This is a genomic window from Rubripirellula tenax (assembly GCF_007860125.1).
GTDB lineage: Bacteria > Planctomycetota > Planctomycetia > Pirellulales > Pirellulaceae > Rubripirellula > Rubripirellula tenax.
This window is the reverse complement of sequence record NZ_SJPW01000004.1, coordinates 125,501-149,377: the sequence shown is the minus strand read 5'-3', so window position 1 is coordinate 149,377 and position 23,877 is coordinate 125,501. Positions and strand designations below refer to the sequence as shown.

General features: G+C 56.4%; 17 protein-coding genes. 10 read left to right on the top strand and 7 right to left on the bottom strand.

Annotated elements, in window-relative coordinates; translation table 11 throughout:
* The first annotated feature begins 42 nt into the window (after nt 1-42).
* From bioA to Poly51_RS15070, 6 genes are all read left to right on the top strand, one after another.
* Nucleotides 43-1,380 (top strand): adenosylmethionine--8-amino-7-oxononanoate transaminase, encoded by a 1,338-nt coding sequence (gene bioA / locus Poly51_RS15095; RefSeq protein WP_146458646.1) that lies wholly within the window; start codon nt 43-45, stop codon nt 1,378-1,380.
* Nucleotides 1,381-1,397: 17 nt separating this feature from the next.
* Entirely contained in the window at nt 1,398-1,970 is a 573-nt protein-coding gene (locus Poly51_RS15090) for a sigma-70 family RNA polymerase sigma factor (RefSeq protein ID WP_146458645.1), read from the top strand.
* 72 nt (nt 1,971-2,042) lie between these two features.
* On the top strand, nt 2,043-2,600 hold the full coding sequence (locus Poly51_RS15085; protein ID WP_146458644.1) for a Uma2 family endonuclease: 558 nt from the start codon (nt 2,043-2,045) through the stop codon (nt 2,598-2,600).
* Between the two features lie 107 nt (nt 2,601-2,707).
* Nucleotides 2,708-4,276 carry a glutamate--tRNA ligase gene (gene gltX / locus Poly51_RS15080; RefSeq protein ID WP_146458643.1) on the top strand — a complete coding sequence of 523 codons (1,569 nt, stop codon included), beginning with the start codon at nt 2,708-2,710 and terminating at the stop codon, nt 4,274-4,276.
* Between the two features lie 57 nt (nt 4,277-4,333).
* The gene (locus Poly51_RS15075) at nt 4,334-5,713 is read left to right on the top strand and encodes a c-type cytochrome (RefSeq protein WP_146458642.1); all 1,380 of its coding nucleotides are present in this window, start codon (nt 4,334-4,336) and stop codon (nt 5,711-5,713) included.
* Nucleotides 5,714-5,816: 103 nt separating this feature from the next.
* Nucleotides 5,817-7,505 carry a glutamine--tRNA ligase/YqeY domain fusion protein gene (locus Poly51_RS15070; protein ID WP_246114523.1) on the top strand — a complete coding sequence of 563 codons (1,689 nt, stop codon included), beginning with the start codon at nt 5,817-5,819 and terminating at the stop codon, nt 7,503-7,505.
* 198 nt (nt 7,506-7,703) lie between these two features.
* On the opposite strand, the gene recA is transcribed toward Poly51_RS15070, so the two are convergent.
* Entirely contained in the window at nt 7,704-8,825 is a 1,122-nt protein-coding gene (gene recA, locus Poly51_RS15065) for a recombinase RecA (RefSeq protein ID WP_146458640.1), read from the bottom strand.
* A 134-nt stretch (nt 8,826-8,959) separates the two neighbouring features.
* Entirely contained in the window at nt 8,960-9,658 is a 699-nt protein-coding gene (locus Poly51_RS15060) for a hypothetical protein (protein ID WP_146458639.1), read from the bottom strand.
* 145 nt (nt 9,659-9,803) lie between these two features.
* On the opposite strand from Poly51_RS15060, the gene Poly51_RS15055 reads away from it, so the two are divergent.
* A complete protein-coding gene (locus Poly51_RS15055) occupies nt 9,804-10,226 on the top strand; it encodes a hypothetical protein (RefSeq protein ID WP_246114522.1) in 423 nt (140 codons plus the stop codon).
* 6 nt (nt 10,227-10,232) lie between these two features.
* On the opposite strand, the gene Poly51_RS15050 is transcribed toward Poly51_RS15055, so the two are convergent.
* The 5 genes from Poly51_RS15050 to guaA all read right to left on the bottom strand — a co-directional run bounded on the left by Poly51_RS15050 (nt 10,233) and on the right by guaA (nt 19,206).
* Nucleotides 10,233-11,048 carry a sugar phosphate isomerase/epimerase family protein gene (locus tag Poly51_RS15050; protein WP_146458638.1) on the bottom strand — a complete coding sequence of 272 codons (816 nt, stop codon included), beginning with the start codon at nt 11,046-11,048 and terminating at the stop codon, nt 10,233-10,235.
* 123 nt (nt 11,049-11,171) lie between these two features.
* Nucleotides 11,172-15,242, bottom strand: a complete 4,071-nt coding sequence (locus Poly51_RS15045; protein ID WP_146458637.1) for a hypothetical protein — start codon at nt 15,240-15,242, stop codon at nt 11,172-11,174.
* A gap of 194 nt (nt 15,243-15,436) precedes the next feature.
* On the bottom strand, nt 15,437-15,664 hold the full coding sequence (locus Poly51_RS30460; RefSeq protein ID WP_186775575.1) for a hypothetical protein: 228 nt from the start codon (nt 15,662-15,664) through the stop codon (nt 15,437-15,439).
* A gap of 113 nt (nt 15,665-15,777) precedes the next feature.
* Entirely contained in the window at nt 15,778-17,463 is a 1,686-nt protein-coding gene (ettA, locus tag Poly51_RS15035; protein ID WP_146458635.1) for an energy-dependent translational throttle protein EttA, read from the bottom strand.
* Nucleotides 17,464-17,622: 159 nt separating this feature from the next.
* Nucleotides 17,623-19,206 (bottom strand): glutamine-hydrolyzing GMP synthase, encoded by a 1,584-nt coding sequence (gene guaA, locus Poly51_RS15030; RefSeq protein WP_146458634.1) that lies wholly within the window; start codon nt 19,204-19,206, stop codon nt 17,623-17,625.
* Nucleotides 19,207-19,351: 145 nt separating this feature from the next.
* On the opposite strand from guaA, the gene surE reads away from it, so the two are divergent.
* The 3 genes from surE to Poly51_RS15015 all read left to right on the top strand — a co-directional run bounded on the left by surE (nt 19,352) and on the right by Poly51_RS15015 (nt 23,864).
* Nucleotides 19,352-20,113, top strand: coding sequence for a 5'/3'-nucleotidase SurE (gene surE, locus Poly51_RS15025; RefSeq protein ID WP_146458633.1), 762 nt, complete (start codon nt 19,352-19,354; stop codon nt 20,111-20,113).
* Nucleotides 20,114-20,230: 117 nt separating this feature from the next.
* Complete coding sequence (gene tkt, locus Poly51_RS15020; RefSeq protein ID WP_146458632.1) at nt 20,231-22,279, top strand: transketolase; 2,049 nt, start codon at nt 20,231-20,233, stop codon at nt 22,277-22,279.
* Nucleotides 22,280-22,391: 112 nt separating this feature from the next.
* Entirely contained in the window at nt 22,392-23,864 is a 1,473-nt protein-coding gene (locus Poly51_RS15015; protein WP_186775574.1) for a dicarboxylate/amino acid:cation symporter, read from the top strand.
* Nucleotides 23,865-23,877 lie beyond the last annotated feature (13 nt).

The following is a 23,877-nucleotide window of genomic DNA, read 5'->3' as shown; positions in this document are numbered from 1 at the left end:
AAACTTTACCGTTTCCCCCAGTCTACGCGAACCTCAAACGCGATGAATTTAGCAGTTGGCAAAACCACCGACGCTCATTGGCGAGGATTCACGCCAATGGCCGACTTCGACCCAATCGTCGTTCGCAAAGCCGACGGTTGCTGGCTGACCACGACCGACGGCAGACGTCTCTTTGACGGCGTTTCCAGCCTTTGGTGCAACGTCCACGGACACCGGCATCCCAAAATCGACGCCGCGATCCGTGACCAACTCGACCGTGTCGCCCACGTGACGACGCTGGGAATGTCGGCCGAGACGACCGAAATCTTGGCCACTCGGTTGGCCGAAGTCACCCCCGGCGACCTTGCCCACACATTTTTTAGCAGTGACGGGGCATCGGCGGTCGAAGCGGCACTGAAGATGGCGTTCCAGTATTGGCGGCAAACGCCCATGCCGCAGCCCGAAAAGACTCAATTCCTGGCCCTCGGCGGAGCCTACCACGGCGACACGACCGGCGCGGTGTCGCTGGGCGGCATCGAGTACTTTCACCAACTTTTTGCACCGATCCTGTTTTCGCCCATCCGCGGCCCCGTTCCGTGTACCTATCGAGTCCCCGAGGAGGTTGATCCCCTGGAATTCTATCTCAGCCAATTCCGAGAACTGTTGCACGACCACCATCACCAGCTTGCCGCCGTCGTCATGGAACCGCTGGTGCAGGGCGCCGCCGGCATGATCACGCACCCCGTCGGTCTGTTGTCGGCCGTTCGCGAACTGTGCGACGAGTTCAACGTGCTGATGGTCGTCGACGAAGTGGCAACGGGATTCGGACGCACCGGGCGCCTATTCGCATGCGAACACGAATCGGTGACTCCCGATATTTTGTGCTTGGGCAAAGGATTGACCGGCGGCTATTTACCGATGGCCGCGACGATTGCTCGACCTCATGTTTTTGATGCGTTCCTGGCGCCGGCCACAGACTCGAAACAGTTTTTTCATGGGCACACGTTCAGCGGCAACCCTTTGGCCGCCGCTGCGGCAATTGCGTCGATCGAACTGTTCGACGAAACCGACTTGGTCGCTTCCGTCGATCAAAAAGCGAATCATTTGCGGAAGCGTTTGTCGGGACTCTTGAACCACCCCAACGTCGGCGACATTCGCGGCCGAGGATTGATGGTGGGAATCGAGATCGTGGCTGATCGAGAAACAAAAACACCGTTTGACTCGAATCGACAAATAGGCCGCAACGTCTGCCGAGCCGCGGTCGATCGCGGCGTCTGGGTTCGACCGTTGACCGATGTCATCGTCGCGATGCCACCGCTCGTGGCGACAATGGAAGAGCTTGACATCCTGGCGAGTGCGGTGATCGAATCGATCGAACAGGTTCTCGATCAACAGCCTTGAAGGGGCGAGAAAAACACATGCACGAAAACGATTCTGAACCCATCGACGTCAGCGACCCCGCGATCATCGCCAAGTACGAACCGTACCTGCGGATGCTCGCCCGGACCAACGCTCGCAAAGCCTATCAAGCCAAGGTTGGTGCATCCGACATGGTCCAGCAGGTCATGATGCAGGCCGTTCAGGGACTCGATGGATTTCGCGGCGGGACCGAAGCCGAGTTTCGTGGGTGGTTGCGTCAGATTCTGGCCCACCATCTGTGTCACCTCGATCGCGACATGCACCGCGACAAACGCGATGTTCGCCGCGAACAATCGATGGAACAAAAGCTGGCCCAAAGCTCGCTACGGCTGGAAGGCTTGCTCGCCGGCGATTCGCCCACGCCCAGCCAAAACGTGATGATCGGCGAACACATCGTAAAATTGTCCGATGCCGTCGAGCGATTGCCAGCCGCCCAAGCCGAAGCCATCCGGCTTCACTATCTCGAAGGCATGAAGTTGGCCGAAGTCGCCGAACAAATGGACAAGACAACCGGCGCTATCGCCGGCCTGATGCACCGAGGCATGAAGACGCTGCGAGAACAATTAGGCTAGCCCACCGCGTCGACCTTTACTGAAGAATGCCTTGAAAGAAACGAATGACGAAATAGATCCGGGAGGCCAAGCATGTGTACATCGACCAATATTACGGGTTCGGAATTCGACTCGATGGTTGATCGTGGTGCCTTCGATGGGCTCGGCCCTCGAAAAATGGAACTGATCCGAGGCGCGTTGCGCTTTATGAACCCGTCTGGACCCATTCACGATGACTACATCGACTTCCTGACACGCTGGTCAACCACGAACACCTCCGCGATTGACGCGACCATTCGCGTTCAATGCGGTTTCGTGTGCGACGACAATCGGCCTGAGCCGGATCTACTCTGGCTAAAGCCGCGGCGCTACGGGCGAACTCGCCCCACGGCCGATGACGTTCTGCTGCTGATCGAAGTTTCCGACAGCAGCCTGTCGTTGGATTTGCGGGAGAAAGCAGACATCTACGCCGAAAGTGGCGTCTCCGAATACTGGGTCGTTGACGTGCCGGCATCCCGAATCCACGTCATGACCGCCAGCGACGGAAAACATTACCGAAGTATTCGCGTCGTCGTCCCTCCCGATCCATTGGCACCCCAGTGCCGACCGCAAGCGATCTTGGATACCGCCGAACTGTTCGAAGTCACGTGACAATAAGCGTCAGGTTTCAGGAGTCCGTCCGCAGCGTTAAAACCATGGCTGCGTCCATCTTCCCCAGGCATTTGAACCTGGCCACCTGATACCCGAAACCCACTTCCATGATTCGAACCCGCTTTGCCCCTTCGCCGACCGGTTACCTTCACATCGGTGGCGTTCGATCGGCTTTGTTCAATTGGCTGCTCGCTCGGCAATCCGGTGGCCAATTCGTTTTGCGAATCGACGACACCGACGCGGGACGCAACGTGACCGAAGCACTGCAACCGATCTTGGACGGTTTCAAATGGCTTGGGATGGATTGGGACGAAGGTCCCGACGTTGGCGGACCTCACGAACCGTACTACCAATCTCAAAGAAGCGAATCGCACAAAGCCGCCGCCGAAGAGCTGTTGGCGTCCGGACACGCCTATCGCGACTATGCGCGACCCGAGGAACTGCAAGCCCTGCGTGAAGAAGCCGAAAAGAAGGGCGGTCGGTTCTTTTACGACCGACGTTGGATGGCGGCCGACGATGCGGCGGCAAAGGCTTTCGAAGCCGAAGGCCGAACGGCAACCGTGCGTTTGAAGATGCCACGCGAAGGCCAATGCATCATCGACGATCTTGTCCGTGGCGAAGTGGTTGTCGAATGGGCGACCGAACAGGATCACGTCATTCAACGTGCCGATGGCAGTTGCTTGTATCACTTGGCCACCGTCGTCGATGACCACGATCTAGAAATTACCCACGTCGTTCGCGCCGAAGAACACCTCCCCAACACGCCGCGGCAGATCTTCATTCTCGAATCGCTCGGCTACGAACGTCCCCAATACGCCCACCTGCCGTACGTCGCCGAGCCCGGTGGTTCAGCAAAACTGAGCAAACGGAAACTGGCCAAGTACGAAAAGAACAAAGACTTTGCCCAGCTGTTGGGCCAAGGTCGTGCGATCGCCGCGCGATGCAACATTCCGACCGAAGCCGACACGTTCAATCCGGTCATCATCGACTTCTATCGCGAGATCGGTTTCGACCCGGAAGCCATTTTGAACTACCTGCTGCTGCTGGGGTGGTCGCTTGACGGCGAAACGGAGAAATTCACTGTCGAGGAAATGATCAAGCACTTCACGCTCGAGCGAGTCAACAAGGCACCGGCATCGTTCGACCCTCGTAAATTGACGTCGTTTCAAGGTGACTACTTCGCGGCGTTGCCGACCGAAACGCGGCTGGCCCGAGTGCGGCCGTTCGCGAAGTCCGCGGGCTTGCTCGACGGCGACGGTGCCGATGAAAAGCTTCGCTTGATTGTCGAAGGCGCCGGCGACCGATTGAAGATGGCCGGAGACATCCTGAACTTCGATTACTGCTTTTCAGGCAACTTTGAATTCGACGAAAAGGCATTTCAAAAGCGAATCTGCAAACCGGAAAACGCCCGCGACTTGCTAGCCGGTTTCCGCGGCGCGATCCAAGACGGCTTGGCGTGGACCAGTTCCGAGGAAGCCGATTCCGCGGTTCATGGGTTCTGCGATGCGGCAGGCGTCGAACTGACGGACATCATTCACGCGCTTCGCGTCGCCGCGACGGGGACACCCGCCGGATTTGGGATGTTTGAAACGCTCGCAATTATCGGTTCTAAAGAGGTGGCGATCCGAATCGACCGAGCCCTGCAGGCGGCCGCGACAATGTGCACCGGCGCATAGCCGTTGCCGTCGTTATAAAATCAAAGGATCGATTTCCCGCTTTAAAGTGTTTGAATCATGAATATTTCTAGTCGCGGTCGTGAATTTGGACGCGAGGCGAGCCTCGCCGCCTTGGCCCTTTCGGTTTTAGGGTTTTCCGGATGTGGAATCCGACCGGAAAAACCGCTCGCGTTTGAGCCGAACCTGGTTCACACGATGAAGTACCAAATTCAAAAAGACGTATCGATGGACCAAGCGTCCAAAGATGCTTATTGGTTGGCGACAACGATGTTCGGTACGCCGACCGATCCGAAATTGCCTGATATGGTGGTTGCCGACGGAGACTTGGCGTCGATCGTTTCGATGGAAAATCTAACGCGAGCGTCTGGTCCGGCGGACGCCGAAGGTCGTGGCCTATTCCAAAAGCACTGCGTCGTCTGCCACGGCGTGACGGGCGACGGTCGCGGATCAACGGGCGCGATTCAAATGCCGTACCCACGCGATTATCGAATGGGCGTTTTTAAGTTCAAATCGACACCGCGCGGTGTTAAGCCGACCAAAGACGACCTCGCCAAACTGATCCGTCATGGCATCGGTGGCACGGCCATGGTCAAGATTCCGAGCTTGACCGAAGACGACATCAAGGCCTTGGTCGACTATGTCATCTACCTGTCTTGGCGAGGCGAACTTGAACGACAAGCTGTCGATGGTGCCATGTTCGATGGCATCATCGAAGACGGTGGCCGAATCATCAATTCGGAATTCGCCGAAAAGCTTCGGGGTGACGAATCGCTTCAAGCAGCGATGGAAGCGGCCGCCGATGCGGATGAAGACACCCTTGCCGAAGACGTCAAATCCGAATTGGCCATCTACGAACAATATGAAGAAGATTGGGAATATGCCGAAGACTATGCCGGTGAGATCGGCGAAGCGTGGTTGGAATCGGACGAGGAAGTGCTAGAGGTTCCCCAGCCCCCGTCGGATCTGCCGTTGGCAGAAAACCAACAAGATGTCGTCAAGTTTTCGACCGGCAAGCAAGCCGAAGCGTTCAAGGCATCGGTTGAACGAGGCCAGAAGCTGTTCGTCGGAAAGCTGGCCGCTTGCAACAAATGCCACGGCGATGATGGCCTCGGGAACGGCCAGACGACCGACTACGACGACTGGACCAAGGACTGGACGACGCGAGTTGGGTTGAAACCCGAAGATCGCGACGCATTGATACCAATGATGGCACGCGGAGCCCTGGAGCCCCGTAATGCCTTGCCGCGAAATTTTGCCGAAGGCATTTTCCGTGGCGGTTCGTCTTCGCAAGATCTGTATCGACGAATCACCCAAGGCATCGATGGAACTCCCATGCCCGCGGCCACATTTGTCGATGGTGAATTCGAACAGGACGACGTTTGGCACCTGATCAACTTCATCCGTTCGATCCAAACGCCCGAATCGGCGGCGATGTAACGACCCGTGTCTTTTGGCGCCCCGCGAAGGGTGGTCGGCGTTTCACGACGGATTCGCTAACCTTGATGCGTTCCTAAATGACCGCAACATGGAAGCGAATCCGATGACTGACTCTCCCGAACCCCGCGAATCTAAAAATTTTATCGAGCAAGCGATCGAAGCCGATGTGGCGTCGGGGCGTTTCGATGGCGTCTTCACCCGTTTCCCGCCGGAACCCAACGGGTACCTTCACATCGGACATGCGAAAAGCATCTGCCTGAATTTCGGTCTCGCCAAAACTTATGGCGGCACCTGTAATCTTCGCTTCGATGACACCAACCCCGTCAAAGAAGATGTGGAGTACGTCGATTCGATCATGGACGACATCCGCTGGCTGGGGTTCGAGTGGGACAACCTGCACTATGCCAGCGACTATTTCGACCAACTCTACGCATGGGCCGAAAAGCTGATCACCGAAGGCCACGCCTACGTGTGTGATCTGTCCGCCGACGAAACTCGTGAGTATCGAGGATCGCTGACCGCACCGGGACGCAACAGCCCGCACCGCGATCGCACAGTCGACGAGAACCTGAAGCTGTTTCGTGGAATGCGTGCCGGAGAGTTTCCGGACGGCGCCCGCACGCTGCGAGCGAAAATCGACATGGCTTCGCCGAATATCAATCTGCGAGATCCGGTGATGTATCGAATTCTTCGCGCGACACACCATCGCACCGGAGACAAGTGGTGCATCTATCCAACCTACGATTGGACCCACGGGCAAAGCGATTCGATCGAAGGCATTTCGTTTTCAATTTGCACGCTTGAATTCGAAAACCACCGCCCGCTATACAACTGGTACTGCGAGAAGCTGGGCATTCACCATCCGCGGCAAATCGAGTTCGCGAAACTGAAGCTAAGCACGCTAATGATGGGCAAACGTCATATGTTGCGAATGGTCAAAGAAGGACTCGTCAGCGGCTGGGATGACCCACGCATGCCGACCATTCGCGGTTACCGTCGTCGCGGCTATACCCCCGAATCGATTCGCGACTTTTGTGCTGATATCGGCATCGCAAAGTTCCCCGGCACCATCGACGTGATCCGACTCGAAAATTCGGTTCGCGAACACTTGAACCAAGTCGCATCGCGGCGGATGGCGGTGCTGGATCCGTTGAAGTTGACGATCACGAACTGGCCAGCAGGGCACGTCGAGATGACGGAAGCGACAAACAATCCCGAAGACCCGTCCGCTGGCAATCGGCAATTGGCGTTCTCGGGTTCGATGTGGATCGAGCAGGAAGACTTTCGTGAGGAAGCACCCCGAAAATTCTTTCGCTTGAAGAAAGGCGGTTCGGTCCGCTTGCGTGCCGGATACATCATCGATTGTCATGATGTGGTGAAAGACAGCGAAGGAAACGTCATCGAAGTGCTTTGCACGTACGACCCGGAAACGAAATCCGGCGAAGATACATCCGGCCGCAAGGTAAAGGGCACGATCCACTGGGTCGATGCCAACCACGGCAAGGAGGTTGAAGTGCGACTGTATGACCGACTTTTCACCGTCGAAGACCCCAGCGTGGTCGACGAAGGGCAAACGTTCGTCGATCACTTGAATCCTGATTCATTGACGGTGATCAAGGCCCATGTCGAACCCGAATTGACCGAGTTGCCCGTCGGTGACCGGGTGCAGTTTGAACGGCTCGGCTACTTCATTGTTGATGAAGACAGCACTCCCGATAAGCGAGTCTTCAATCGCATCGTGACTCTGCGCGATACATGGGGCAAGATGGAAGCGAAGGGCAAGACCGAATAGCAGCCAACTTCGCTCATGTAGGGGACTTACGTCGGGACTCGCACCGATCGCAACTTCGGCGTTGTTTTCCTTTCGGCATCCGTCTCAATGAGACGGACCTGCGTACGAAGGTTGGTTGTGTGGTCCACAAAAAAGTGAGGGCGGGCGTTTCTCCAAACGCCCGCCCCCGCCGTCCTTGCTTTTTAGAGACGCCTGAACTCAGCTGTTGCTAAGTTCGGCTTCGCTCAATTCTTCGCTGTCATCCGAAGCAGCACCGCTGTCTGGTTCGACTGGTCCGGTGTAACCGCCAGCCGCCATGACTTTCTGTTTGATCTCTTCGGCAACGTCCGAGTTTTCGATCAAGAAGTTGCGAGCCTTTTCTTTGCCTTGACCCAAGTATGTCTCGCCGTACTTGAACCACGATCCGCTACGGTCGACTACTTTATGAGTTGTACCCAAGTCCAGCAAGTCGCCTTCGTAACTGATTCCGTTGGTGTGCATCATGTCGAACTCGGCAACGCGGAAAGGTGGCGCAACTTTGTTCTTGACGATCTTCACTTTGACGCGTTGGCCGACTTGTTCTTCGCCGTCTTTCAGTGCACCAATTCGGCGAACATCGATTCGGCATGAACAATAAAACTTCAATGCGCGACCACCCGGTGTTGTTTCGGGGCTGCCGAACATGACACCGATTTTCTCACGAATCTGGTTGATGAAAATCACCGTGCACTTGCTCTTCGAAATCGCACCGGTCAATTTTCGCATCGACTGGCTCATCAAACGAGCTTGAAGTCCGACGTGACTGTCGCCAATCTCGCCTTCGAGTTCTTTTTTGGGCACCAAAGCGGCAACCGAGTCGATGATGATTACGTCGACCGCGTTACTCTTGACCAGCATTTCGCAGATCTGCATTGCTTCTTCACCGCTGCTCGGTTGGCTGACCAGCAACGTGTCCAAATCGACGCCAATCTTCTTGGCCCAACTTGGGTCGAACGCATGTTCGGCATCAATGATGGCCGCGATGCCGCCCATCTTTTGAGCTTCCGCACCGATGTGCAGTGCCAGCGTCGTTTTTCCGCTGGATTCTGGTCCGAAGACTTCGATCATCCGCCCACGAGGCACGCCCTGGCCGCCCAGTGCCATGTCAAGCGACAGGCTGCCCGTCGGAATCCCTTCGATGTCCAAGTGATGCGATGCCCCCAACGGCATGATCGCGCCATCGCCGAACGCCTTGTCGATTTGCTCGAGCGTCGTTTTCAACCCCGGCTCGCGAGCCAAAATCTCCTTCAGTGCTGGATCAATTTTGGGTTTGCCCGACGTTGCTTTCTTTTTGGCTGCCATTCCATAGTCCCTTTGTCGCGAAAAATCGTGAAAAGCTGCCACCAATGGACTTGGTCACTCGGCCAAGCGATCAGTGAACGTGTTTATAGTACCGGTTGCTCAGCGGCTCGACAACTCAATCTGATGACGTTTCCTCACTGAACACTTCTAGTATCTGATGCGGCGTTGACACGTCTGGTCACGGCATCGGATTTCCGCCAAGAAAGTTCGTCATCCGGCGGCAAAGGCAATTGCCCATGTCGGGTGACTCGATCGAGTTCTTTGTATCGAATGGCGACCAATTCGCTGACTTCATCGAAAATTTCACGAACCGTGTCTTCGATGATTTTGTCGACGTCCGCTTCGCGAATTCGGGCTCCCAGATTGTGCGGTCGCTGAATCACGACCAATTCTTTCAATCGTCGTCGAAATAGGGCTTCGATTCGCCGGTCGTCGGAAATTTCGACATGATCGAACTCGTGCCGGACCAGTCGATCGTCCCAAAAACCTTCGATACGCGGCTTCGCACGAAACCAAATCACATGATTGGGCTCCCATCGCACTTGGCTGAATCGAACTCGAATGACAATTTTTCCGCCTCGAATACGCCAACTGGAATGGCTCTGAAAGTGATAGGCGATTCGATAGCGAGTCTCTGCCGAAACCCGGGGGCCTTGTGTGGACTCAAGCGACGGATCGCGGTCGCCAAATTCGAACGTCACACGCCCCGATTCAATCCGCTCGGCCAGAATCGGCGGTGGCGGCGGCAATGCCGATATGTCAAGCGAAGCGATTTCTTCGCCGAAAGCAGGGACGCACGAGCACGTGAGAATCGCTGCGAAGAATGCAAGCATGATGCGGCAAACGCCGGGGGGCACGCTCAATCGGGCTTTACACGCGAATCGACAGGTTGCTAACGATCGAGAGTCCGTCGCATTTCCAAACCGTCGACGGACGAGAATCTGTTTCGTCCGACATACCCCGAACAGGGAACCGACGATGGAATCGTGGTTATCCATGGCATCGCTTTTGTTGATCAGTCTGGCGCCGGGTGGCGATTCGAGCGGCCATGCGTCGCTTCGCCAAGAAGTCGACCTGATCGAATTGAATCACTTCGTCGACGATGAAGGACGTGAAGTGTTTCGCCAATTGGTCTTTTACGATTGGTCGAAAAGTCATCGTCGTTTTCACGTTCGAGCATGGCGATTGATCAAGCACGAAAATCAGCTTCCTTCGCGTCATTGGAACCCCGACCGTTACCAGTGTATGTGGCACGACGCGGGCTTGCTACGACAAGTTTCGGCGGCGCAGATGCGAGAGACGTGGACGCAAGAAGACCCCGAGCGAGTCAATCGAAAATTTTTGCCCGAAGATCAACGCTTGCCGCTGTTCCAACCAAGAATCGCTACTCGACCGGAATAGAGTCGGCTACGACTTCACCGACCCGGTCATGCGATCAAAGAAGTTTCTGGTGTGATCAAGCATGTCGTCGTAGGGGATCGCTTCGACGTCTTCACCGATCAATTCGATCTCCATCGGACCGTCGTAGCCATGCTTTGCCAGGGTTTCAAAAATGGTATGCAGGGGAACCGAACCCTCGCCCAGCAAACATCGGTTCATTTCGCCAATCGGCGAATGCCGGCCGTCACCGAACTGAACCAAATGCAAGTGCGGAATCACGTCGGGTAACCACCCCATCACTTCTTCGTCCATGCCGACGTGATACGTGTCGAGCACCAAGCCAAGGTTGGGGCTGCCGACACGTTCGATGATGTCGAGCGTCGACTGCAAATCGTTCACGAACGACCACTCATCGCCACAACCAGGATGGATCGGTTCGATCGACAAACGCACGCCAAAATCTTCGGCGACTGCGGCGATCTCTTGCAACGCATCACAAAACGTTCGCTTGACGTGATTGCGAATGTGATTATTCCGGCCACCCGCCAACACCACCAGCGTATCGGCTCGCAAGTTCGCCGCGTCACGCACCGCTGCGATCGCATCAATGACAGCGTCGTCAACGGCTCGTCCGTCGCTGCCGGTAAAGCCGCCGACCCACGAAAGGGAAGTCACCGACATCGACGCTTCGGCAAGCAATTCGATGGTTCGGTCGAGACCAAAATCTTCTAATTTCGGGCGCCAAATCCCGATCCCGTTGAATCCACGCGCCGCGTAAGCAGCGACATCTTCTTGAAAGCTCCAACGCAAGGTTGAAAGCTGATTGATTGCAAGCGTAGTCATCCGTGTGCTTGGTCTCACCGAAGAGAGAGTTGTCGTTCGCAAGTGAGGCGGCAGTATCGGCAGCAGGCGACGACTTGTAAAGCCAGATCAACAGAAAGTTTGCCCGCCGATTTGTCAGCATTGTTACTTCATGTGCGGCAAGCGTCGTCCTTGAAACTTTGCCGTGTTGAGTTGTTCGTTCAATTTTTCGATTTTCATAGGAACGATCGCAATGGTCATCAGGCATTGAGGATCAATTTCGCTGCTCGCTTTCCGCTTTGCTAGCTGTTCGACTTCCTCTTCCAGTGCCTCCAACCAAGCCGGAACATCCAAGCCGACGCCGGTCGGGTGCCTCGTCAACGCCTCTGAGTCGCTCTGCAGCAGGTCGAAGAAACGGCTCTCGCCACCTGTCGCTGCGCCTGCCTCCGCACCGACTTCTGCATCGACCATCGCCGGCCCAACGAGCGCTCGCATTCGATCGATCGTCATTGGTTGAACGAATCGTTCGGCGATTCGGTCGGCCACCGTCGGCATCCGCATGGCATACGTGTGTTGCAACTGCCGCAGCTTATCGACGTAGATGTCTGCTTCGCTTCCGATCCGATCACTTAGGCTTTTTCGCCACACTGTGGCCGCATTGTCGAGGCCACTGCGGACCAACACTTCATGTGCCCACATTACGGGCTTCAAATTCCAAGCGATGCGTTCGTAGCGAACTCGCAATCGCAAGAAATCCAAAAACATGTAGACGAGATCGCCGCGGTCACTTTGCGTCGTGGTGCTGTTGTAGTCCAAGTATTCTGCGTGATGGTCGATCAACGTTTCGTAGACCAGTGTGATCGGTCGTTCAACATCCTTCACTTCGATCACGCCGTTCTCCAAGTCTTGGAACAACTGCGTTTCACTGAAGTGCGTTTCGCCTTCTTCGACCGCTCGCTGTAACCAAGCACCAACGCCTTGATGCAGGATCGCGCGAACATTCCCCAGCTGTAAAAACGTTTGCGTAAAAATGGGATCGCCATAACGCTTGATGAACGCGACTAATTTCTCCCACTTGCGCGGATCGGCAACGGATTCCAGGGGCGACAGTCGAAGCGTTTGACTGTGCGCCAACCAACTCGCAAGCATCGTTTCGGTCAAGCGTTCCAGCAGTGGGATCAATTGATCGGCGATCTCGCGATCCACTTCTTTTGAACACTCCGACGAACCTTGAACACTCTGTCGCGTTGATTCGACCAGCGATGCAACGAGCGAACGGAATCCGGCTTGAAATAGTCCGTCAAATTCCGTCACCGCTCCGATCCCGATCGGATTTTGCTGTTCCATCTCGCGGGCCATTTCGACCAACCGACACGTCTCGCAAATCAAACCGCGTCGCGGCAACCAGTGCATCAAGTGACGCAACACACGTTGGCGAAGTCGGGCCACATAAATCTTGACCGGATCACCGCCTCGCGACAGCGGAATGTAAAGCAAGTTCTTGTCGCGAACGGCTTCTAAGAACGCCGGGAACAACGCTTGTGCCTTTTCCTGATCGCTGGCAATCAAGGCCGCAAACATTTGAACCGCTTGCGCATCGTCTTCCGCCATCGCTTCATCTTCGCTTTCGACTGCCATGCCCGCGTCATCGGCAATCGCCGAAATCACGCCGCTGATCAATCGCCGAGCATCCGACATTTCCACCGCGGTGCCGATAATCCGTTCCATCAACGAATCTCGCAGGACGCGACGCCGGTCGTACGATCGCATCGAGTCCTTGTCGCTGCCTGCCGGTGCGATGTTAAATCCACGAACGGCATCCAACAATTCGAGCAGTCCGATGCGGTTCTCGCGTGCGCGTTTCGCCCAACCACGCAAAGATTCCCATCGACTGGAAAGATCGTCGCGATTTTGGTCGGTTACCGCAACATCCGCCGCGACCGACCACATTCGTGCCAGCGACTGCAGGAAATCGAGATGCAGGACCAACCGTTTCGACTCGGCCTCCAATTCATCGCCGCTGCTCTCGTCGCCGAATTCGTGGATCGCACCATCAATGCCATCGTCGGTCGTATCGCGATAGGTCATGCCCTCGTACGCAGCATCGAATAGGCCGTCGTCGTCGCCTTTATCGTCGATGGCGGTCAACTCCACATCCCAATCTCGCCGGCGCGTTCGTGACGGCCCCAAGTCGAATTTCGGTGCCGACCAATACTCTTCGGCGTTGGCTTCCAAGTAGTCAAAAAACTTTCGAACCAGCGACCAAACATGGCGGGTGTCGCCCGGATCGATTTGGTCAATCGATGGCTCGCCGTACTCGCGTTTGGTCTCTGTCGAACTGCGAAGTTTCAGCAGCCAGCGTTCGGCTAATCGGGGCAATGAGCTGGCGCCGGACCGGAGTCCGATTTGATCGGCATTGCTCAACCAGTGGACCAGCAATGCCATCGCCGGAACAAAGTCTTCGCGTTCAAGAAGCGCTTGGATGACCAACGAATAGGCGCGCGGCGAATCAAACAGATCGGCGTGCGGCGCCCAAAACTTGACATCGCCGGCTTCGGCGCCGCCTTGGTGCCAAAGTCGCAATGCCTGTGCGACCAATTTCGCCGAGTCATACGATTCAAGCGGATCCGTTGCATCGATCGACTCAACCGTGTGCGCCGCATACAAACGCCACCACTCGGCGATTTCGCGGTAGCTCAGCTCCATCGCTTCAAAAACGGGCTTGTTGTTTTGTGCAGCAGCCTCGCTCCAGACCCGCGCGATGTATCCGAACAATTGCTCGGTCAAGTAGATCAAGTTATCGGCACGCGAATCGTGCACGCCGCTTTCCGGACCGGGATACAAACTGAAATTGGCGCCGAAACCCAAGATGTCCCACGGATCGATCAAGGCGCCGCATTCGATCCCACGTTTGATCAGATCAAAAGCCTCGTTCGGAACAGCGACCGCTACTTTCAAATCACCGACACGCAGTCGTCGCAACCCATGCGTCATCAAACAATCGATTCGGCACATCATGCGAGCGGATGCTGCCGCGACAGTATCCGTTTGACGCGCCGCAGCATCGGGGTAACCCATTCGTGCGTACAGACGGGCAAGTCCGACGTGTTGCAATTGGGCGGCCCGCCTTTGGGCAAGTGCCGCATTGAGATGCTGGCGAACGGCACCAAAGGGTTGTCGACGAAGTTCTTGTTCTTCGACCAACCGTTTCCCGTGTGAGCCTTTGATATGTGACAAGCGACCGGCGTAGTACGCGTCGCGATAGCCCGCGATGGGCTTCATCAATGACCCCAACGTGATGTCGCTTGTATACGCTCCCGGTCCCCATCCACTGATCCCTGATGCCATCAGGATCGTGCCCGCCAGCACGGTCGCAGCTTCGACCATCAGCTCTCCGCGATCCGCCTCGGGCTCGTCATCAAGTCGGTGCAATAGAGCATCTAACGTGACTTGGCGAACGACGAAGCGGTTGTAGTATCCATCCCCCGAGATCGAACGTTCGTCCCAACCGCCAAAGTGATAGTTGGGCCGACGGTTCACCGGATGGTCAAAATCATACGCACGCGGATCGAGCGATAATTCGGCCATCCGCCCAGGATCAAACGACGCCGCCCGCAGCACATCGGGATCCGTTTGATGCAGCGCTTCGATCGCCAATTCGACGATTTCGCGATAGGGTCCCGCCGAAACTCCCGACCCCGCCATGTACAACGGCACCGGACAAACGAATTCATGGCGGTACGGATGACATTGGCGATTTTCCAACATCGCCACCGGACGGTAGCCTACGAAATCGTCCAATCGGTCGATGGCTGATGACACGATCGTTGAATCGTCACTGTCCAAACCCACCGAAAGAATCGCATCCGCTGCCCGCGCCATGAAGAACCCGTTGAAGATCAACTCGGGTGCTTGGTGGAACAAAAGGTCCCGATGGAAGTCCAGATACTCGGGAAGCAACTCGCTCCAAAGCAACTTGATCAAACGCGTCGCTTGGTTGGCGTCACGGAAAGCAGGTTTTTCCCGGCCGAGTTGCTGCAACGTTTCAACAACCCAGTCATGAACCACCAACCATGCAGGCATCCCAGACAACGGACGCCCTTGGGATGCGACGTCATAGACTTCGTTCCATGCCGCACGGGTTGCCGCGTCGGACGTGCCCGACCCAAAATTCAAATAGCCAGCCAGTCGGCACAACGCTTCGCTGAGAATGACAGGTGGCTCGGGTGTCGACATCGTGCAGTGGGTTCTGCGGGCGGGATTAATAGAGCCAAGCGGAATTCGCCGCAACGCTTGTGACAGGCACTCGCTGCGGCAGACGCGGCTACTTTCGCTTGGCCGATTTCGCTTTCTTCTTCGCTGGTTTGGTCTTCACAGTTTTAGTCTTCACTGCCTTGGCCTTCGCCGGCTTCGACTTCGCCGGCTTCGACTTAGCGGTTTTGGCCTTCACAGCCTTGCTCGTCACTTTTGCTTTGACCTTCGCAGCAACTTTCGTGGTCGTCTTTGCCTTCTTGGTCGGCTTCTTTTTCACGCCAGCCGATTTTTTCTCGGCCGTCGTTACCTTGGCCGACTTCTTTTTGCTTTTCGTAGTTTTCTTGGTTGTCGTTGGCTTCGAAGCCGATTTTTTTGCCGACTTCCCACCGAATGCCGTATCCCATCCGCTGGAATACGCGTCATTGGTTCCCACTCTAAGAATCGTCATTGATCTCTTTTACTTTTACTTGATTGGAAAAACTGCTTGGCTCGCGCAACCTGCACAGGCCTGAACACGCTATCCAGCGTGGATGCTCTTATAACGAGACTTTGTGATCGCTTCTTCGTCTTCTGGATCGAGTCCCAAACGCTCGCGAAGATTTCGTTCGTACGTGTCAAAGTTTCCTTCGCACCACGTCAATTTCCCGTCACCTTCGAACGCTAGGATATGCGTCGCCAGTCGATCGAGGAACCACCGGTCGTGCGACGTCACGACGACACAGCCGGCAAAGTTCGCAATCGCTTCTTCCAGCGATCGAAGTGTGTCGACGTCCAAGTCATTGGTCGGTTCGTCAAGCAACAGCACATTGCATCCGCTGCGAAGCAACTTGGCCAAGTGGACTCGGTTTCGTTCCCCCCCTGACAAGATGCCAACCTTCTTTTCTTGGTCGGGACCCTTGAAATTAAACTTCGAAACATAGGATCTCGCATTGACGTTGCGTCCGCCCAATACGATCGTTTCCGTTCCACCGCTGATTTCTTGGAACACCGTCTTGTCCGGATCCAACGAATCGCGGCTCTGGTCGACGTAGCCCAAATCGACCGTGTCGCCCACTTTGAACGATCCCGCATCGGGCTCTTCTTGGCCGGTCAACATTTTGAACAGCGTCGTCTTGCCGGCACCGTTGGGACCGATCACGCCGACGATACCACCGGGTGGCAAACGGAAATTCAGATTATCCATCAAGACACGATCGCCGTATCCCTTCTTGATGTCCTTGGCTTCGATCACCAAGTCGCCCAAGTGACGGCCTGGCGGAATTTGGATTTCCAATTCGGCGTTCTGCTCATCGAATTTTTGCGCCGACATTTCTTCGTAAGCTTTGATCCGCGCCTTGCTCTTGGTTTGGCGAGCCTTTGGGCTCATCCGGATCCATTCCAATTCTCGCGACAACATGCGATCGCGTGCCTTGGCTTGTCGCTTTTCGATTTGAGTTCGCTTTTCGCGAGCTTCCAACCAAGCGGTGTAGTTGCCTTCGAAGGGGATTCCCTTGCCGCGGTCGATTTCCAAAATCCACTGGGCCACGTTGTCCAAGAAGTAACGGTCGTGCGTCACGGCGACGACGGTTCCGGGGTACTTGGCCAAGTGCTGTTCTAACCAGGAAACGCTTTCCGCATCCAAGTGGTTGGTCGGTTCGTCCAGCAGCAACAAATCAGGCTGGCGAATCAACAATTGGCAAAGTGCGATGCGGCGTTTCTCGCCACCCGACAAATTCTTGACGCTTGCTTCGCCGGGCGGCAAGTTCATCACCGCCATCGACATTTCGACGTGGCGGTCCAGTTCCCAAAGGTTGGCGGCATCGATGGTGTCCTGCAGCACTGCCATTTCATCGCAAAGCTTCGTCATCTGCTTATCGTCGGTGACTTCACCCAACATCATGCTGATTTCGTTGTAGCGATCCAGGATCGCTTGGCGTTCCGCGACAGCGATTTGAACGTTCTCGAACACCGTCTTGGTTTCGTCGAGTGGCGGTTCCTGTTCCAAGTATCCGACTGTTGCACCATTGGCCAAACGTGCCGAGCCTTCGAACTCGGTGTCTTTGCCCGCCATGATTTTCATCAAGGTCGATTTCCCCGCACCGTTGGGGCCGAGCACGCCAATTTTAGCGCCAGGATAGAAGGCCAACCAAACGTCATCGAGCACCACTTTCTGGCCGTGCTTTTTGACGAGATTTTCGACTTGATAGATGTATTGTTTTGACATAACTGAAAATAGGTTTTAGGTACTAGGTTTTGGGGTTTAGGTTTGAAACCGTCCCTTGCACCTTGCACAGTTGGGTGGCTTTTAAGTTGGGATTTGTGTGAACGTGGTTCTCGGTGTTCGTTTCATCGGCGCCGTCTTGGCGGCAATTCTCGACGAATCTTATTCCCACTCGATCGTCGCGGGCGGTTTGCTGCTGATGTCGTAGCAAACTCGATTCACTCCTTTGACTTCGTTGATGATTCGCGAACTCATCCGAGCGAGCAAATCGTAGGGCAGGCGACTCCAATCCGCCGTCATAAAATCGTTTGTATCAACACTGCGGATCGCGACTGCGTTTTCATAGGTACGGGCGTCGCCCATGACACCCACGCTTTGCACCGGTAACAGAACCACAAACGTTTGGCTGGTTTCGCGATACAGGCCCGCGTTTTCGATTTCTTCGATCACGATCGCATCGGCTTCTCGCAGTACGACCAATTTGTCTCGCGTCACTTCGCCGAGGCAACGCACGGCCAAACCGGGGCCTGGGAAAGGATGACGCCACACCAACGATTCTGGTAGTCCTAATTCCAACCCGAGCCGACGAACTTCGTCTTTAAACAGATCTCTCAACGGCTCGATCAGCTCAAATCCCAGTTCCGCGGGCAGGCCACCGACGTTGTGGTGCAACTTGATCGTCGCGGCAGGCCCGTCCGGGTCGGCACCACTTTCGATCACATCGGGATAGAGCGTGCCCTGTGCCAGAAAATGGGCGTCTTTGATTTGCGTGGCTTCGGCTTTGAAGCATTCGATGAAGTCGCTGCCAATCCGTCGGCGTTTTTCCTGGGGCTCGGTAACTCCGGCAAGCGATGCCAGGAACCGGTCTTCCGCTTCGACGACTCGTAGGTCCGCCTTGAAGTGGTTGGTAAATTCGTTGATCACAAGCTGCTGTTCGTTTTTGCGAAGCAATCCGTTGTCGACCAAGATGCACGACAATTGGGGTCCGATCGCTTTGTATAACAGCGCCGCGACCACGGACGAATCTACGCCGCCGGACAACCCGCAAATCACGCGGCGATCACCGACTTGCTCGCGGACCTGTTGAATCACGGCATCGGCAAAGTCATCCAATTTCCACGTCGGCTCGCAACCGCAAACGCCAACGACAAAGTTCTCAAGCAGCTTGCCGCCAAGTGGCGTGTGCGTGACTTCGGGGTGAAACTGAATCCCGAAAACGGGAAGCGTGCGGTGCCGAATGGCCGCGTACGGGCACGTGGGTGTTGATGCGATCGTGTCAAACGTTTCACTGATCGAACTGACTTGGTCCCCGTGACTCATCCAGACATCGATCTCGGCAGGTAAGTCGGCGAACAGTTCGTCTTGTCGACCGACCTTGCATTTCGCGGGGCCATATTCACGTGACGGAGTATTGTCGACCTTGCCGCCGAGTGCTTCGCAAGTCAATTGCATGCCGTAGCAAATGCCCAGCACGGGAATTCCCAGATCGAACAACCCGGGATCGCACTTCGGGGCACCTTCGGCGTAAACGCTCGACGGACCGCCCGACAGGATGATGCCCTTGGGCGCAAGCTCAGCCAATCGCTCGGCGGCAATGTCGTGGCGAAGGATTTGGCAGTAAACGTTCTGGTCGCGAACGCGGCGTGCAATCAATTGTGCGTACTGCGACCCAAAGTCGAGCACGACGATACGTTGGCCCGTCAAGTCTTCGGGCAAGTCCACGGACACGGATTCGATTTGGGGCATGGGCGCCGGCGCTTTGGCATCAGGAGTCGCGGGATCGAATCACGGAGTGTAGAAAATGCGAGTGAAAACCTAAAGGGGCTGACGGCGTAGTCCTTCATTTGCTCGCCCCCGCCGAAGATTCGGGACTGAACCCAGGAGACAATGAATGCGAATCCTGCTGACCAACGACGATGGAGTCTTCGCGCCGGGCATTGCGGCCCTGGAGCAGCAATTGCGGCATTTGGGCGAAGTCGTGATCGTCGCACCCGCCACCGAACAGTCCGGAGTGGGGCACGCGATCACGTTTCTGACGCCTTTGACGTGCAAATCCATTCGGCGTGACGGCCGCCACTGGGCCTGGGCCGTTGACGGATCGCCGGCCGATTGTGTGAAGCTGGCGATCGGCGAACTGTTCAAGGACGATCCGGTCGACATCGTGGTTTCGGGCATCAACAACGGCCTGAATTCGGGCATCAACGTCCTTTACAGTGGCACCGTGGCCGCGGCAATCGAGGGCGCGTTTTTCGGAATCACCAGTGTTGCGGTGTCGCTGGAATATGACGAGGACGCCGATTTCGCCGCCGCCGCCGTGATCGCTCGCAATGTGGTGCGAGGGATTTCCGAGCATCCCGAGGCCCAGGGGCGACTGTTCAATTTGAATGTTCCCACCGCGGCAACGCTGGCTCCCAAGGACGTGAACGTTGTGCCGATGGGCTTGGCTCAGTACGGCCGCAGCTATGAAAAGCGAAACGATCCTCAGGGCCGGCCGTATTACTGGGCACTGTGGTCCGAACCGGAAATCGCGCCGCCCGAAGACGCCGACGTCAGCCAACTGCGAGCCGGCAACTGCACGCTGACACCGCTGCAGTTCGACCTGACCGAACGGAAACTACTCGAGTCGATGAAGAATTGGGGGCTGAAGGGGTAGCCCTTCACGTCGTGTCGTCGCTGCGGGTGCCCCAGTCGCCCCTTTCGACACCGGCACGTTCGCATTACCCTTTTGCCAACGACTTACCCTTCTTTTTTCGCGTGTGTGGACAAGCTGATGAGCACTGCATCGACTGACATCCGAACCCTTGCCGTCGACACCATCCGCGCCCTCAGTATGGACGCGGTTCAGACCGCCAACAGCGGCCACCCCGGCACGCCGATGGCGCTCGCACCGATCGCCTACCAATTGTTCAACCACGAAATGCGGTACGACCCGGCCCAACCGCATTGGCCCGGTCGCGATCGGTTCGTGCTGTCGTGCGGCCATGCTTCGATGCTGCTCTACAGCACGCTGCATTTGACCGGCGTCAAAGCCGTCGATAAGAAAACAGGCCAACCGACCAACAAACCGTCGATCACGATGGACGACATCAAAACGTTTCGCCAGATCGGCAGCGTCTGTGCCGGTCACCCCGAATTCGCTGAAGCCGCTGGCATCGAAACGACAACGGGCCCACTGGGCGCCGGAGTCAGCAATAGCGTTGGGATGGCGATGGCCGAAAAGTGGCTTGCATCCAACTACAACACCAAAGACTTGGCGTTGTTCAACTACAACGTCTTCGCCCTGTGCAGCGACGGCGACATGATGGAGGGCATCGCCTGCGAAGCCGCATCGGTCGCTGGCCACTTGAAGCTGGACAATCTGTGTTGGTTGTACGACGACAACAACATCACGATCGAAGGCGACACCGAACTTGCCTTCAGCGAAGACATGGCGACCAAGTTCACCGGACTCGGCTGGAATGTGGTGAAAGTCGCTGACGCCAACGACCTGGATGCAATCAACAAAGCCGTCGCCAAGTTCCACGCTTGTCATGACAAGCCAACGCTGATCATCGTCAAGAGCATCATCGGTTACGGTGCCCCGAACAAACAGAACACGCACGGCGCCCACGGCGCACCGCTTGGCTGGGACGAAGTCGCCTTGGCCAAAGAATCCTACGGTCTGCCCGCCGACGAAAAGTTCTATGTGCCCGACGGCGTCATGAACCACTTCGCCGAAAATATCGGCAAAAACGGTGCGAAATCGTATGCGGAATGGCAAACGGTTTGGTCCAAGTACCAGTCGGCCGAACCTGCGAAAGCCGCGGAACTAAAATCGATCTTCGCCGGCGAATTGCCCAGTGGTTGGGACAAAGACATCCCCGTCTTCGAAGCCAGCGACAAGGGCGACGCGACTCGCAACAGCGGCGGCAAAGTCCTCAACGCCATCGCCAAGAATGTCCCGTTCATGATCGGTGGCTCCGCCGACTTGGCGCCCAGCAACAAGTCCGACCTGACCTTCGAAGGCGCCGGCGAATTTCTGCCTCGCCAATATGCCGGCCGCAACCTGCACTTCGGTATCCGTGAACACGCGATGGCGGGGATCACCAACGGACTGTCGCTTTCCGGTTTGAAGTCCTACTGTGCGACGTTCTTTGTTTTCACCGATTACATGCGTGGTGCGATGCGGTTGGCAGCCATCATGCACCAACCAGTCATCTATATTTTGACGCACGATTCAATCGGCGTCGGCGAAGACGGACCGACTCACCAACCCGTCGAACACCTGACCGCATGCCGTGCGATCCCCGGCTTGATGGTCTTCCGTCCCGGTGACGCCAACGAAGTCGCCGAGTGTTACCGCAAGGCGATGACACTGACAAAGAACCCATCGGCGTTCGTGCTGTCACGTCAAAACATGCCCACCGTCGATCGCACGAAGTACGCGGCCGCGGCCGGTTGTGCGAAGGGCGGATACATTTTAGAAGACTGCGCGGGCACCCCCGACGTGATCTTGATGGGCAGCGGCAGCGAACTTTGCATGTGCGTCGAAGCGGCTGAAACGCTGAAGAAGGAAGGCAAGAAAGTTCGTATCGTCAGCATGCCTTGCATGGACCTATTCGCCGAACAATCGCAAGCCTATCGCGACGAAGTGCTGCCACCGTCGGTCACCAACCGCGTCGCAATCGAAGCGGGCATTCGTATGAGCTGGGATCGTTGGATCGGCAGCAACGGCAAGTTCGTCGGCATGAGCGGCTACGGTGCCAGCGGTCCGTTCGACCAAGTCTATGCCCACTTTGGCATCAACGCCGACTCGGTCGTCAAAGCCGCCAAGTCATAACTTTCGCACATTCGCGTACCCCCGCGACGCCGCTCGCGGGGATGTGTCATGGTGAGCGAGAAAACCGCTCATGGCCCGCGAGCGGCGGCGCGGGAGCACCAAAGTCCTCCCCATGACCCGTCTCGCCTTGCACTGGCAAATTCTGATCGGCATGGTCGCCGGCACCATCATTGGCGTCGCACTGAACCTTGCCGCGTCGACCAGCAGCGTCTCGGTCAGCGACAACTTGCCTGTCGGCATCCAGTCCGCTTTGATCGATGATTCGTCGGACCACTCGTTCATCAAATACATTCGCACCGATGGCGTCACGGTAGAAAGAGCTGTTGATCCGCTCGCGAAAGACGAGCAAACGTTTCGCACCGTCGAAGAACTCGGCAAAGTCGATCCCGTTGCCGCTGAGCTTTACTATTCGCACGGCCAGAGCATGGCCAAACAATGCGGTGGCTGGTTCAAGAAGATCGGCGGGCTTTTTCTGCGCATGCTACAGATGGTCGCCGTGCCGTTGATCGTCACTTCACTGTTGACGGGAATCTTGGGCCTTGGTGGTGCCGACGACGTCGGGCGAATGTTTCGCCGAACGATTCTGTATTACGTCGCAACCAGCATGATCGCCATCACGACGGGATTGGTCGTCGTAAACATCGTACGACCCGGCTTGAACGGCAACGCGGCACCCGCGAAACCTCACGCGACAGGTGAAGCCGCTTCCCTTGGCGAGATACTCTTTCAACAAGTCGAAGCGATGATTCCATCGAATCCGATCGCAGCCCTCGTCGAACCCAACTTCTTGTCCATCATCGCGTTCACGATCGCGATCGGATTGTTCACGTTAGCGGTCGGTGGCGAAACGAGCCAGCGTATCGCCGACGCAGCCAAGGCAGGGTTCGAAGTGATGATGGCGATGACGACCGCGATCATCAAGCTTGCGCCCGTCGGAGTCTTTTTCTTGATCTCCTACGTGACGGCTACCCAAGGTCCAAGCGTATTCAAGGCGCTCGGCTGGTACGTGCTAGCCGTCACGATCGCGCTGGCGATCCACGCCTGCATCACACTTCCGCTGATCGTCAAGTTCGTTGCCAAACGCAGTCCCATCGAATTTGCCAAAGCGATGTCGCCGGCTTTGTTGACCGCGTTCAGCAGCGCCAGCAGCAACGGCACGCTGCCGCTGACCATGTCAAGCGTCGAAAAGCGTGCCGGCATCAGCAACAAGACCGGATCTTTCGTCCTGCCGCTCGGTGCAACGATCAACATGGACGGAACCGCGCTGTACGAAGCCATCGCAGTGCTGTTCATCGCTCAACTTCACTTCGGACAAAACCTGCCGCTGACCCAGCAGATCATCGTCGCAATCACCGCGCTACTCGCCAGCGTCGGTGCCGCCGGCATCCCCCACGCGGGCTTAGTGATGATGGTCATCATCCTGCAAGCCGTCGGTCTACCGATCGAAATGCAGGGCATCATCCTGGCCGTTGACCGAGTCCTGGACATGGCCCGTACCAGCGTCAACGTATGGAGCGATGCCTGCGGCTGTGCCGTCGTGGAGCAACTAGAAAACAGCTCCGCCGTCTTAGAAACGGCCGCTTGACCCCGTCCCTCAT